General features: G+C 52.7%; 11 protein-coding genes. 7 read left to right on the top strand and 4 right to left on the bottom strand.

Annotated features, from left to right (window positions below):
* The first annotated feature begins 514 nt into the window (after positions 1 to 514).
* The 3 genes from JRF57_12845 (at position 515) to JRF57_12835 (ending at position 5161) form a co-directional block, all read left to right on the top strand.
* Complete coding sequence (locus JRF57_12845; GenBank protein ID MBW2304584.1) at positions 515 to 3022, top strand: protein kinase; 2508 nt, start codon at positions 515 to 517, stop codon at positions 3020 to 3022.
* Positions 3023 to 3071: 49 nt separating this feature from the next.
* A complete protein-coding gene (locus JRF57_12840) occupies positions 3072 to 3938 on the top strand; it encodes a Stp1/IreP family PP2C-type Ser/Thr phosphatase (protein MBW2304583.1) in 867 nt (288 codons plus the stop codon).
* Between the two features lie 500 nt (positions 3939 to 4438).
* Positions 4439 to 5161 (top strand): FHA domain-containing protein, encoded by a 723-nt coding sequence (locus JRF57_12835; GenBank protein ID MBW2304582.1) that lies wholly within the window; start codon positions 4439 to 4441, stop codon positions 5159 to 5161.
* A 208-nt stretch (positions 5162 to 5369) separates the two neighbouring features.
* Here the strand turns inward: JRF57_12835 and JRF57_12830 are convergent, their stop codons facing one another.
* From JRF57_12830 to JRF57_12820, 3 genes are all read right to left on the bottom strand, one after another.
* A complete protein-coding gene (locus tag JRF57_12830; GenBank protein ID MBW2304581.1) occupies positions 5370 to 5630 on the bottom strand; it encodes a hypothetical protein in 261 nt (86 codons plus the stop codon).
* A gap of 317 nt (positions 5631 to 5947) precedes the next feature.
* Positions 5948 to 7024 (bottom strand): pyruvate formate-lyase activating enzyme, encoded by a 1077-nt coding sequence (locus JRF57_12825; GenBank protein MBW2304580.1) that lies wholly within the window; start codon positions 7022 to 7024, stop codon positions 5948 to 5950.
* A gap of 233 nt (positions 7025 to 7257) precedes the next feature.
* Positions 7258 to 8469 carry an HDOD domain-containing protein gene (locus JRF57_12820; GenBank protein MBW2304579.1) on the bottom strand — a complete coding sequence of 404 codons (1212 nt, stop codon included), beginning with the start codon at positions 8467 to 8469 and terminating at the stop codon, positions 7258 to 7260.
* A gap of 246 nt (positions 8470 to 8715) precedes the next feature.
* On the opposite strand from JRF57_12820, the gene JRF57_12815 reads away from it, so the two are divergent.
* The 4 genes from JRF57_12815 to JRF57_12800 all read left to right on the top strand — a co-directional run bounded on the left by JRF57_12815 (position 8716) and on the right by JRF57_12800 (position 13248).
* A complete protein-coding gene (locus JRF57_12815; protein ID MBW2304578.1) occupies positions 8716 to 9774 on the top strand; it encodes a phosphotransferase in 1059 nt (352 codons plus the stop codon).
* Positions 9775 to 10022: 248 nt separating this feature from the next.
* Complete coding sequence (locus JRF57_12810) at positions 10023 to 10751, top strand: FadR family transcriptional regulator (protein ID MBW2304577.1); 729 nt, start codon at positions 10023 to 10025, stop codon at positions 10749 to 10751.
* Between the two features lie 91 nt (positions 10752 to 10842).
* Positions 10843 to 12798, top strand: coding sequence for an FAD-binding protein (locus JRF57_12805; protein MBW2304576.1), 1956 nt, complete (start codon positions 10843 to 10845; stop codon positions 12796 to 12798).
* Between the two features lie 156 nt (positions 12799 to 12954).
* A complete protein-coding gene (locus JRF57_12800) occupies positions 12955 to 13248 on the top strand; it encodes a ferredoxin family protein (protein ID MBW2304575.1) in 294 nt (97 codons plus the stop codon).
* Positions 13249 to 13384: 136 nt separating this feature from the next.
* Here JRF57_12800 and JRF57_12795 read toward each other — a convergent pair.
* Positions 13385 to 13936: DUF4198 domain-containing protein (locus JRF57_12795; GenBank protein MBW2304574.1), on the bottom strand; the 552-nt coding region annotated here is incomplete at its 5' end.

Genomic DNA, 13936 nt, shown 5'->3' with positions numbered 1-13936 from the left:
CTCTGCGTCAGGCTCAGATTTTAATCCTCGAAATACTTCAATGTATTCCTGTGGTTAAAATCTTCGCCTTCCTTGACCTTGAACAAAATTGCCTATTTATGGATGGACACTAATTCCTTGATTTTTTTGGGCTTGCACAAAACTTGCATAAAAATTTTTACTTCCGAAACCAGGAATCTGCAACGGAGCAATGGGGCTGAACACGAAAGGGGCGCAGAAAATCGGAAACTCGCTGGTGTTCAAAATACATTCTGAGGAGGGGTACGAATCAGGGTGCCTTCCATTCCTTTCCAGGGTTAAAAAGGAGAGGGGCCGATTCATTTTCATTCGTTTGACCTAAAATTCATCACTTTGCTGTGTTATAAATTTTATTATGACCCACCTGCCCTTAGTTTTTAATGATTTTCAAATAGTTTGTAAAATATAGATTATATTTTCTATTTGACATTAACTGGTTATCTTGATACATATTTTTTAAATTTGGACATTTTTTTTAGCATTATTATTAAACGAGATGGGGAAAAGGTCCAATCGAATTGTTATCATCCTGGGTTTTGCCGTAACCCTGACCATGGCCGGATTGTCCCTTTCCGGTGTATCCTTCCTGGACGGGACGGAACGCATTCTTTATGATTCTTTCGCCCGGTTCATCCATCCTGTGGAAAGGGACACACACCGCATCATTCTCGTAGAGGTCGATGGAGAGGATCCCTTTTATCAGTCCCGAAACGCCATAAGTGAACTCGTGGGGCTTCTGGACGAGGGGGGATCAGATCTGATCGCTCTTCTTATGCCCTTCCCCGGCCGGGAGAAATCCCCGGTGCTCCAAGAGATTCGAACTCTCCGGGAGAAGTTCGAGGTCATCAGCCACCGGAGCAATGATGAAGGCCTCAAGGCCTGGGTGCGGGAGAACATCGCCCGGATGGAAAAGCTTTTGGATGGAGACAAAAGACTCCTTGACCGCGTGAGACAAAGCGGAAAAGTCGTTCTGGCGATATACGAAGCATCCCACCCCATGGGTGAATCCTCCTCCGAAGGGGAGTTTCCTCCTGAGCTTTACAAGAACTCCCTTACCCGGGGCCACATATCTTCCTCCGATCTTCTTGAGCACGCGGCACGGGCACTTTTACTCCCCTACCCGGAACTTGCAAAGGCCGCCCTGGGCCTGGGTCACGCCAAGGCCCCGGGACCCCGGCTACATGGCCGGATGACACATCCCCTTTTCATCGATTGCAAAGGCACCCTCATCCCTTCGGTTCCCCTGAGACTGGCCATGGTTCTGGCAGGAAAACAACCCAACCAGGTCTATGCCGGCAGTGGCGGGGTCCGCATGGGAGAGCGGACGATTCCTGCGTTAAACGGAGAGATGCTATTCAAGAATTTCCCGGAGCATAACGGATTCAGGCGGGTATCAGCAAAGGATGTCCTGGATGGAAAAGGGACGGAGAATCTCTTCAAGGGGAAAGTCGTGCTCGTAGGGATGGCGGGTGCCCCTGGATCTTTGATGGGCCGGGATGACCTTTCCCGTATGACGGCACTCCTCATGACGGCCCACTCCCTGAATGCCATCCTTTATGGAGACTGTCTATCGCGTCCTACCTGGACACCATACGTGGAGATCTTTCTTCTCCTCATCGCCGGAATCTTTTGTGCGCTTTATTTCCCTGGTACGGGAAAATGGGGAAAGGCTTCCTGGATGGGAATCTGGTTGGGTGGTCCGTTATTGGCAGGCCTCCTCCTTTTTGCCTTCGGCAATATGTGGTTGCGCTCCATCTATATAGTCGCCACGGTTTTCTCCGTCTACCTGATTTCTTCCTTGGCAGGGCGTATCATCTCCGGGGGAGCCCGGAAAGGGGATTCAGTGGAGACGAATCGTCTCCTGGGGCTCAGTTTCCAGAGCCAGGGTCTTCTGGATCTGGCTTTTGAAAAATTCAAGAAACTTCCCCTGGATCTGGAAACAAAGGACCTGATCTACAATCTGGCACGGGCATTTGAACAGAAACGTCAGCCGGACAAGGCCTTGGCCGCCTATTCCTATATAGCAAAGGGTGGAGATTTCCGGGATGTCTCCGAAAGAATGGCCAAGCTTGAAGAGGGTGACCAGTCCTCGACCATAGGGAGCCACGAAGGACTCACGGAGACAAGTGTCCTTGCGGAATCCGGAATTGAAAGCCCGGGCAGGATCGGTCGTTATGAGATAATCGGTGAACTGGGAAAGGGGGCCATGGGACTTGTGTACAAGGCCCTGGACCCGAAGATCAATCGGCTTCTGGCCATCAAGACGATCCGCTTTTCCGATGAATTCGATGAAGACGTAATTCATGAGATCAAGGAGAGATTCTTCCGGGAGGCTGAAATCGCCGGGCGGTTGTCCCATCCCTCCATCGTAACAATTTACGACGTGGGAGAGGAGGGGGACCTGACTTACATGGTCATGGAGTACCTCGAAGGGGAGGATCTGGAAAAGTATATCGAAAGGAGCACTCTTCTTCCCTTCCGCAAGGTGCTGGACGTGGTGGCCCGGGTGGCGGAGGCCTTGGAATTCGCCCACAGGGCTGAAGTCATCCACAGGGATATCAAGCCTGCCAACATCATGCTCCTCAAGAACGGCGGTGTGAAGGTGACGGATTTCGGAATCGCCAAGGCCATATCATCATCCAGGACCAAGACGGGTGTCATCCTGGGAACGCCGAACTATATGTCTCCCGAACAGATCATGGGTCAGAAGATCGATTATCGCTCCGACATTTTCTCCCTCGGGGTCTTGTTTTTTCAACTGCTCACGGGGAAGACTCCATTCCATGGAGACAACTTGAGCAGCCTGCTTTATCAAATCACCCAGGTCAAGCATCCCTCGGTGAGGGAATACAACCCAAGGATACCTAGGGTATGTGACCAGATCCTCGACCGGGCCCTGGCGAAAGACCCCAAGGAGAGATTTTCGGGCGCTGGCGAGATGGCGAAATACCTGCGACTGATCCTGGCCCGGATTGACCAGTTGTCGAGGAAGAAAAGGGCCTGATGGAGTAAAGGGTTCTCTTTGGAGTGGTATGCGAGAAAACGGGGGTAGATTGATCATTAAATCCGCAGGGCTTACGGACGTTGGACTCAAGAGGAAAGGGAACGAAGACGCCTTTCATCTCGAAGATTCCCTGGGCCTTTATATCGTGGCGGATGGAATGGGTGGACACCTTGCCGGGGAAGTCGCCAGCAGAATCGCCTTGGACATCATCATCGAAAGTTGCCGGCGATGGATCGAGCAGGAAAACCCCAGGGAGGACCTTTTCGGGGCCTATGATGAAACCCTTACCGCGAAGGGGAATTGTATCCTGAGCAGCATAAGGCTGGCCAATCGTGTGATCTATGAAATGGCCATGCATTACGAGCAGTACCAGGGCATGGGAACCACGGTGGTTATTTTGCTCGTAACCCCCGATATGGTCATCGCCGCGAATGTAGGGGACAGCCGGATTTACCTGGTAAGAAACGGGCGGATCGAGCGGCTCTCCCGGGATCACACCATTGTCTGGGAACAGGTGGAGCAAGGTATCATCTCCCCTGAGGAGGCCGCCCTTTCACCTCTCAAGCACGTTTTGACCAGAAACCTGGGATCCGCCGAACAGGTGGATCCGGATATCTTCGAGATTGATCCGGGTGAAGATGACCTGTACATCCTGTGTACCGACGGGCTGACGGATCTCGTGGAAGACAACGAGATACTTGAAATGACCTTTACCGAATCCGAACCCCAGACCCTCTGCCAGCGCTTCGTAGAAAGCGCTCTTGAGCGTGGCGGGCATGACAACACGACTGTGGTGTGTGTCTCTCTCTCCGCACCGGGCAGGAGGGTAAAAGAAGGAATGATGAAGAGGGCGGGATTTTTCTTTGTTGATCTCCTGTTGTGGGCCCAAAAAGGTATAAGGAATTTGGTTCCCTGAGGATTTTAATGTACGACCGGCCCGTATGAAGTGTTTTTGGATAGGAATGAAGGCGTCCTTAAAAGTGAATGGTTTGTTTCAGCTTGCTATTTCAGCTTGATTAAAGATAACATTGGTTATTAAAACAGGGACCTTGATTTTGCAAGTATTTGGTTTGTGGAAGATACAAGGCATCGAGTGCTAAGATATAAGCGCATACCGCAGGCGGTCGGATAACGAAGCAGACTCAGGTGGTCCATTCATAGATTAGAAAATTTGGGCAAGGCCAAGTCTCCGGCCCGTATGGGATGGCGGAAATTTTAACCGCAGGAATACGTTATGGTTGCATATAAAATCAGGGTACACTCAAAACACGAAGCAGTAGAACCCGGTGTCAACTTAAGGCGAAGATTTCTTTTGGAAACACTTCCGCTTTGGGTCGGATCGGAAAAATTCTTCTCTTGAGAGGCACACGAGGACAATAATTTCTTTTACCCAGGGGATCAAGGGGGAAGAATACCATGGCGAGATTAATCTTGATGTTCAACAATCAGGTTATCAAGGAATATCCGTTCCTGAAGGATAGTATAACCATCGGGAGAAAACCCGACAATGTCATCGTGATCGACAACCTTGCTGTATCAGGATATCACGCGAGGATCGATAAGGCGGGTGACCAGTTCATCCTGACGGATCTCCAGAGTACTAACGGTACCTTTGTGAACGACAAGAAGATCCTTTCTCACCGGCTGGCACACGGTGACAACATCGCCATCGGGAAGCATGTGCTTCTCTTCGTATCAGCCGAGAGCGCGAAGGATGAAGGCAAGCAGAAGCCGAAACTGGACATGGACAAGACCATGATGCTTGATACCGCCAAGCAGCGGGAGCTCCTGGCGAAACAACCGGGAGCGAAACGTGCCCCTCGCCCCCCGGAGAAGGTCGGTGTAATCAGTTTCATCGACGGGTCCAACCTGGGTGAATTCGAATTGAAGAAGAAGCTTACAAAAATCGGCAAAGCGGATACTTCTGAGATCAAACTCTCAGGCATGTTCATCGGGGCTACTGCAGCAACCATAAGCAGAAGGCCCACCGGATACAATATCTCCTTTACGGGCGGGTTGGCCAAACTAAAGGTGAACGGTGAGGTGGTAAAAGAAAGTGTGCCCCTGAAGGATTTTGATACTATCGAACTTGGATCTTACAAATTCCAATTTTACTTAAAGGACGTCGAAAAGCCCTAGCGCCCATCCATAAATGACCCTTTTCCGCAATTTCCCAGGTCTCGAGGGACCCTGACCGAAGGGCGGGAGTCGTTTTATCTGTTGACTCTCCAAGAATATCCCCCCATGAGTTCTCATGAGGAGCCGCGTCTTTCTTCCCCTGAAGCACTTATCAAGAAGGGATTCGTTCAAGGGCTCTTTTACTTTCCATGATTTGAGGGCTGTTTTTCTACGAGCGGCGCTTGCGGATTTTTTTAAACTCCGCAAGCTTTTCCTCGATCTGGCCGATGGTGTAAATTTTGCCGCATTCCGTGCATTGGTAGCTTTCGTCGGTCAGTTTGTCGTAGATGAGTTCATCGGAAAAATTGACACCGTAGAACCGGATAGAAAAGCTGTAAACAGGCCTGAAATTCTTGTTTCCGCAATCATCGCATTGAACGTAATCGTGAAAGATCTCCATGGCTTCGATCCCTTTCCTCTTGAGTATCATCCCGGGGACCCGGAGACCGGGGGCCCCTGGGGTTGAGTTATTTCGTGCCTGTCCATAAATGGCCCTTTTCTCCAATTTTACGCCTTCGCTATGGCTACGGCGTGACAAGCCCGCCAAACAGCCGGCGGGCAGGCTGCGTCAGGCTCAGATTTTAATCCTCAAAATACTTCAATGTTTGGTGCCTCTGCCGCTTGGCATCCTAAGCGGGACGGGTTAAAATCTTCGCCTTCCTTGACCTTGAACAAAATTGCCTGCTTTATGGATGGACACTATTTCATGGGATGCCGGATTCTTGTCTTTACCGGGAGGACCCGGGATCAGAATTCCGGCAGCGGCTCCAGTTTCTCGTACCTGCGGATGGCCTCAAGGACGCCTGCAGCTCCGGTCATCATATTGTCGCCAAGGGGAGCGCCCGGAATCGTGGGAAGGTTCAACCGGGCCAACAGGGCCCGTTTCGGCCCCGTGACGATGATCGTCCCAGCCGATTGGAAACCAATGGCCTTCCGCAGATAGGCTCCATGCCCTCCTTCCCGTAATATCTTCTCGTGTTCTATGCGTCCGTCCGCCAGGTTCCGCAGGAGTTCTTCCATAAGCCGGGGGGAAATGTCCCGGGTATGATATTCAAAAAATCCGGCGAGTTTTCCCTCTTCCAAGGCCGCCCCCACGGTGTGGGAAGTGGCCACATCCATGACCATGAACTTCCGGGATCCCTTAGCCCTTGGGTCCAGGGAGGCACCGAGAATGGCCGCCATACCGCTGTCCATGACATATACTGCTTCCGTGGGGAGGGAGGCGGCTGTTCGGGCCAGGGAGGCAAGCCGATTGAAGGCGGCGGGGACTTCATCTTTTTTAAAGAGCAGGGCATGGGGGTGGGGATTCCTGTCCAAATAGGCCTTGAACACCCTGTGCCTGTATTCCAGATGAGAAATCCCTTCTGGTGGGATGCCGTGGTCCTGGGCACAGAGCCCGACGGCATCGAAGGAAAATGGCACGCCGAATCCTTCGATGATGTTACGGATGCGGGGGATTTCCAAGTCACCCAGAAGGATATGCCGATATCTTCCTGTCTCCTTCAGGGCTTCCGCCTCCATGTCATCTATCACCTGAATACCCAAGGCCTTCACCCGCTCCACGTCATGGTGGATCGTGGCCGCTGCGGAAGCGGACATGACCACCTTCGCCTCCCGGGCACGTTTTTCCAGGAACCTGGAGATGGGGCCGCCCCCCATCTCCACACCCGTGACCAGAAGGTTTCCCTGCAGGCGGGCGGCCTTTCCAGCAATGGTGAGAACAGGAGACCTGACGACGGCCTTGTAATGCAGGCCGGCTCCACGGTCATAATACAAGACGTCCATCGTTCCGGCGCCGATATCAAGTATCAGGAATCTTTTCATGGTATGTTTTCACCTCTTTCAAAGCTTGAGGCCGGGTGGAAGGAGCCCTGTTTCGTTGCCGGCGATCCATTCATTTACCAGAAAGGATCATCAAAGGGAAGAAAACATTTGATCGGCGGGGAGAAAGACCCTGGTGGGGAAGGCTTTGGATCCTTTTGTTAGAAGGAGTGGGTTCCCCTGAAAGGACCAAAAAGAACCGAAACAGGGGGTTTCAAACGGGCTGTTAAGCGGATCTAGAGAGTGGCGAAAAAATCCCCGAACCCGAGGGCCTTGAGGTATTCCTGCGGTAATCGGTCTTCCCCGATTCCAAGGGCCTCTGCCTTTTCTTCGACAAGGGGCCAGTTTCCCATTTCATAAGCCTTGACAAGTTCGAGGTAGTCCGCCAGGGGACCTTTTCCGGCCACGAGGGCCTTCTTTATGCCTCCTGATAAGGGTAGCTTCTCCATTAGGACGGCCATATCATCATCCATGATAGCGTCGATGAGGGAAAAGAGCCCCAGGGTGAACAACTCGGAGGGCTGAACATTGCCGGCGCTTATTTCCCCCAGGGCCTCACAGAAACTGGCCCGGATGATGGAGGCCCGGATCAACTCGTGGGGTTTTTCAGAGGCGAGATTGGTCATGGCCATCAGGGCCAAGAATCTCCGGATCCTTCTCTCTCCCAGGAGGACTAGGGCCTGGTGAATGGAGGAAATCTCGGTGAGCCGCCTGTAATAGGCCGAGTTGATATACCTCAGGAGCTTATAGGAAACGGTCACATCCCTTGAAATCAGCCTTTCCAGCCTGCCGAAATCAAAATCCCTCTTGTTGGCTTCGGCCATGATCTCGATCAGGCTCATCTTGGGGCTGGATACCTCGAATCCGCGGATGATTTCAGGCCGGCTGAAGAAATACCCCTGAAAATATTGAAAGCCCATTTTAAGGGCCTGGTTGAATTCTTCGTAGGTTTCCACTTTTTCGGCCAGAAACCGTACGGGAAAACTGGACAGATTTTTGACGGATTCAGCCAGTTCTTTGGCGTCCATGGCCTTGAAATCCAGCTTGATGATGTCCGCCTTTTCTACAAGGGGGATGAGGCCGACGTTAAAGAAAAAATCGTCAAGGGCGATCTCATACCCCTTTTTCTTGACTTCGTCACAGGCGTCAATGACCTCAACTGACGGGCGAACGTTTTCCAGGACTTCCACAACGATTCGTTCCCTTGGAAACAGGAGGGGAACGCGTTTGATAATAAGCTTTTCCGTGAAATTGATAAAGGCGAGCTTCCTTCCGGTAATCTTTTCGATACCGATGGTGAAAAAACTGTTGGAGAGAAGGTTGGAGGTGGCGGAGTCCTGATCCACGTCGGGGAAAAAGTTGGACATGTCTTCCCGAAAAAGGAGTTCATAGCCCAAAATACGCCTGTTTCGCTTGAAGATTGGTTGCCTGGCTACATAGATGTCCATTGCATTTCCCGCAAAGATCTGCCAGAAAGAAGAAAACAAAACCCTAAGTAGTGCCCATCCATAAATGGCCCTTTTCTCCAATCTCTGTGTCAGGCTCAGATTTTAATCCTCGAAATACTTCAATGTATTCCTGTGGTTAAAATCTTCGCCTTCCTTGACCTTGAATAAAATTGCCTATTTATGGATGGACACTAAGTAGATGAATGCAAAGGATATGCCCTAGCGAACCATGGGGGATTCTGAGAGGTGAGCGTAGATAAAGGGTGGGGGCCGGATGACGCCATCCTGGAAGGGGTGCCCTTCCTGTATGATTTCTTAAAAGATCAGGGGCGATCCTCTGAGCAGTTGAAGATTTTTGCCCTTCCAGGAGATGGATCAAAAAGGCGGTTCTGGAGGATCTTGCCGGGAGACTCCGGAAAGAGTCTGATCTTCATGGAAAACATCCCTTCCGACGACTTTTCAAGGCGGGAGAACCTAGCCTACCTTAAAATCGGGAAACATTTGCGGGAAAAGGGATTGCCGGTCCCTGAAATCCATCGGTTCGACTTTGAGCGGGGTTGGTTCCTGATGGAGGACATGGGAGATGTCAGTCTCCAGGAATGGAGTCTGAACAACAGGAACAGGGTCCCCCTTTACCGGTCTCTGGTAGAGATGCTCTTCCGGCTCCAGACAGAGGGAATAGAAGGGTTCGACCCATCCTGGACGTGCCAGACACAGCGTTACGACCGCAACGTGATGCGCCGCTACGAATCTGACTATTTCAGGCACGCCTTTCTCGAGAATTATCTTGGGCGTCGCCTGGACTGGTCCTCCCTGGAGGCATCGTTCGAGCACTTGGCTGCCAGGGCTGCACAGGCCCCCTCCCGCTTTTTCCTCCATCGCGATTTTCAATCCCGAAACATCATGCTCTCCGAGGGGCGTATTGGCATCCTCGACTGGCAAGGAGGCCGCATCGGCCCTTTGGGGTATGACCTGGCATCCCTCCTGATTGATCCTTATGTCTCGCTTTCAGAAGAGGAGAGGGAGGCCGTATTCAGGCACTACCTGGGTCTTCTTGAGGCCGAACTTCCTGAGCAGGTGGAAATCTTCATATCTTCCTATCCCTATTTGGCGGTCCAGCGAAATCTCCAGATCCTGGGGGCCTTTTCCTTTTTATCCAGGGTTAGGGGAAAAACCCGTTTCAAAAGCTACATCGTTCCCGCCCTTCACTCCCTTTACCGACTTACTGCAGAACTGAGGGATCCTGAGTTACACGATCTTCGCATGCTCTCGGAATCCTTGGCGCAGACTTTTTCGGCCCAGTAGGTCAAACCAAATCCTTGCCAAGACCTTTGAAAAACGCTCAGGGCTTTTCCAATCTCCCGGGGTCAGCTTCAAACCGGTGACCCGCCTTTGACCAAAATTGAACCTTTTCAAAGGTCCCTTGACAATGGCTGACATACTCTATTAAAATCCATTTTATGGATATTTGGATAGTCCAAATATCCATAAACCCATAAGTCAGGTAATCTGCTTTTTTACCCTTGAGGACCTGCCGGAAAGGGAAAACCACCATGGGTGTGCCGCAACGATACTGGGAAGAAGCCTTTTCACCTCCCAAGCGGAAAAGACTTCCGGAGATGGTTGCCTCCCAGATCAAAGATCTCATCCTGCAAAATGAGATCAAGGAGAACGAAAAATTACCCCCAGAGAGGACCCTGGCGGACCTGTTCAAGGTGAGTAGGGTGGTCGTCAGACAGGCCCTTGCCCACCTGGAACAATCGGGGTTTGTGAAAATCAGGCCCGGGCCCAAGGGGGGAGCTTTTGTGTCCCTCCGCCTCCACAAGCCCCTGGCTGATCTCATGAGCGATCTTTTCAGGGAGGGAAGCCTGACCCTTCATCACTTCTCAGAGGTCCGGAAGGCCATTGAATCTTGTGTGATAAGGGAGGTCGTGTTGAAGGCGGAAAAGGCCGACATCAAGAGGCTGGAAGAGATCCATGAAAGAATGGCGGAACACCTTGATGATCCCGCCAGACTGCGGGAATTCAACACCTCCTTTCATGTGGCCCTGGCGGATATTTCCGGGAATCCGTTGGCGAAGAGTATTATCTGGTCTATCTTTGAGCTGCTGGAGACCCTGTGGGACACTCATCACCCGGGGAAAAACCAGGACCCGGACTTCATCAGGCAGACCCATGCCCGCCATGGGAGGATCATCGAGGCCTTGAAGGCGAGGGACTTGCCGTTGTGTGAAGAACTCATTTCAAGGGACGCAGAGGTCACCAGGGAACTCAGGAGTTGAATAAAGACGCTGTCTCTCCAGTCCCTGGAGAAAAGATGTGGAATATTGTTCACGGAGGAGAGTGATGTCGTCTAGTTGGTATGAAACGCTGATGAAGGACGGACCTTCCGTCCTGAAGTGGCCCTACCCGGTCCGTTACGGGGAGGAGCGTGTTGTGAAGACGGACGTGCTGGTCCTGGGTGGGGGGCCGGCCGGCTCCATGGCCGCCGTGAGCGCAGCCCGAAACGGCGCCAGGGTCGTGCTCGTGGACAAGGCCCATCCCAAGAGGAGCGGCGGAGGGTCAGGAGTGGATCATTGGGTCTTCACCCCTAATCCCTGCTCCAAGATCACGGCCGAGGAATGTGTACAATGCGAATATGAATCTTACAATGGGTACGTCAATTCCCTTTCCCGGTATATAGCAGCCAGGGAGAGCTATGATACGTTGCTTGAAATAGAGAATATGGGAGGGAAGATCCGGGATACCGAAGGCGAGTTCACGGGGGCGCCGTTCCGGGACGAAGAAACAGGGTTCCTGTTTGCTTATGACTACGAGACACGGCATTTTTTCAGGGTCTGGGGTACGACCTTCAAGCCGGCCATGTACAGGGAATGCAGAAGAGTCGGCGTGAAGATCTTTGAGCGGGTCATGATCACCTGCCTCCTGACGGAGGGAGGGAGGCCGGGTAGAAGGGTTATCGGGGCCGCCGGTTTCAACAACCGAACAGGCGAATTCCTGATTTTCCTGGCCGGAGCCACCATCGATTGCATGGCCTTTCACGAGGGTAACTGGCAATTCAGTACGGAACTCACCGGTCTTCCTTACTTCCATCCCAACGTGGTCTGCGACGGTCCGGCTATTGCCTGGCGGGCAGGGGCTGAATTCACCCTCATGGAGAAATCCTCCCCCGCACCCCCCCCTGGATATCACTTGCCTTCCTATGGTTCTGGAAATCCCAAAAACACGTGGTATCCCTGCTCCATGGTGGATGCCGAGGGAAAAGAAATCCCCTGGATAGACGGTCTGGGGAATCCGATCAATGATATTGAGCAAAGGACCAGGCCGGCTCCCGGGCAGAAGTTCCTGGGGGAGCGAGCACCGGGAGATCCCTACAGGATGCCCCGGCTGGTGGACGATCTGGAGGAGAGGGTGCGAAGGGGGGAATTCAAGCTCCCGTTATATGCCGATCTCCCGGGCATGCCGGAGCATGAGCGGAGGGCCATCTGGGGACTGATGGTGGGGCAGGAGGGCAGGTCGAACATCCCGATTGTGAGGACATACACCAAAGCGGGATTTGACCCGGACCAGGATCTCCTCCAGAGCTATTTTCTCCTGGGTGGGGAACCCTTTCCCGGCATGTGGCAGCACAGCGTCCTTGGATTCATCCGGGGTCGGGGCCCTTTTGCTTCACCCGGAGGATTGGTCACGGACTGGAACCTGATGACGAATCTTGAAGGACTCTTTGCGGCGGGGAACGCCCTTTACGGGGGCAATTTCTATAACCATGCCGCAACCACGGGGCGGTATGCAGGGAGGAAGGCCGCAGCATATGCTCGGGGCGCAAGTCTTCCGGAAATGGACCGGGCCCAGGTGGAGGCTGAAAAGACCCGGATTTACGCCCCGGTTCAACGAAGGGGCGGCATCGACTGGAAGGAGCTTAGGGCTGGCCTGTGCCGTGTCATGCAGAACTACTGCGGGGAGATCAAGAACCGGGAACTGTTGGAGATCGGCCTGGCCTGGCTCGATGATATCGAAACAAACGTGTCGCCGGAGGCCTTTGCTCCCAACCCGCATGTCCTGATGCGGGTCGTGGAGAGTTTTCACATGTTGACCTGCGATCGGATCATCATCCAGGCCGTTCTGGCCCGCAAAGCCAGCAGCAGATATCTGGGCTTCACGAGGCAGGATTATCCAGAGCAGGATCCTCCCAAATGGCATAAGTTCGTCACCATCCGGCAGGCGGAAGATGGAATACAGGTGGACGTTCGGGACATTGATTACGCGTACCCCCTCGGGGAAAATTACGAGGCCCACAACAAGGAGTACAAGGGCTACCTGAACCCTTGATCATGCCAAGCATCGAGTTTGCCTAAAAGGTTGTTGACAACTTACTGCGCTTGCTATGTTTTTCAACAACCTGCTGAAGCTGCAAGGCATCGGCCGCACTGCTGCAATCTTCCGCCGATGAAAAAACAGCGCTTCAACCTGAAAAAGGAGGTTATTATGGAACCGGAAGCCTTCGCCCTCCCCAATCTGCCGGGCCCAGGGAGACCTGTGGTCTTTGATCCCGAAGTTTGCACCGGCTGCAATATTTGTGTGAAATTCTGTACTATGGATGTGCTTGTTCCCAATCCCGAGAAAGGGAAACCTCCCATTATCCTCTATCCTGAAGAGTGCTGGTACGGAGGAGACTGTGTCTCGGAATGCCCTACACCCGGGGCGATCGAACTCAACCATCCCCTTATGCAGCGGGTGCGGTGGAAAAGGAAGGATACGGGAGAGCATTTCCGGGTGTAGGGGGCTGGAAATAGGAAATTCCGTCCGGAAAGGAAAATTTCCCGGGAGATGCCGGTTTTGGGGTTTCCTGCGGCTTTTTGCACGTTTCCGGCATGCCCCCGGGGAAGTCCATCATGCCTGGGATGCGGGGAAAGGCTTATTTTTCGATCCAATCCTCGAATTTCACCCAGATAACGGCGCCGATCTCTACATCCTTGTCCTTTCCTTCTCTGGGGATTTTTTTATCCGATGTATTCAGGGCAGCGAATCCCCACCAGCCGGCTCTGGGAACGGCGAAGGTGAAAACGCCCTTTGAGTCCGCCTTGATGACCTGGGTCACCATGTACTCGGTAGGGGCCTTGGCCTTTCCTTCCCTGTTATAGTATTCCACTTCAACCACGGCATTGGGGACCGGTTTACCATCCACCATGACCACTCCCTGAAAGACGTTTCCGGCGTAAAGACCGAAAGGACGGGTAAGAGGCAGGATCTCAGTCTTTAATCCAACGGGTTCATCCCATCCCTCCTCCGCTCCGAAGGCCGCAACGATAGTCTTGGTATAATGGACGATGTAGCAGTCCTCAGCCGGTTCCCAGTAAGGCTTGGGTTCCATAAAGAAAGTATATACCCCGGGCCTCTTGAACTTGTAATCCACCCGCCAGGCCTTGTGCCCCATGACCTCGGTTTGTTTAAGCTCCCCTAGAAGACT

This window comes from Deltaproteobacteria bacterium (assembly GCA_019310525.1).
In the GTDB taxonomy this organism is placed as follows: domain Bacteria; phylum Desulfobacterota; class DSM-4660; order Desulfatiglandales; family HGW-15; genus JAFDEE01.
The sequence above is the reverse complement of the archived record's forward strand: the minus strand, read 5'-3'. Positions and strand labels throughout refer to the sequence as shown.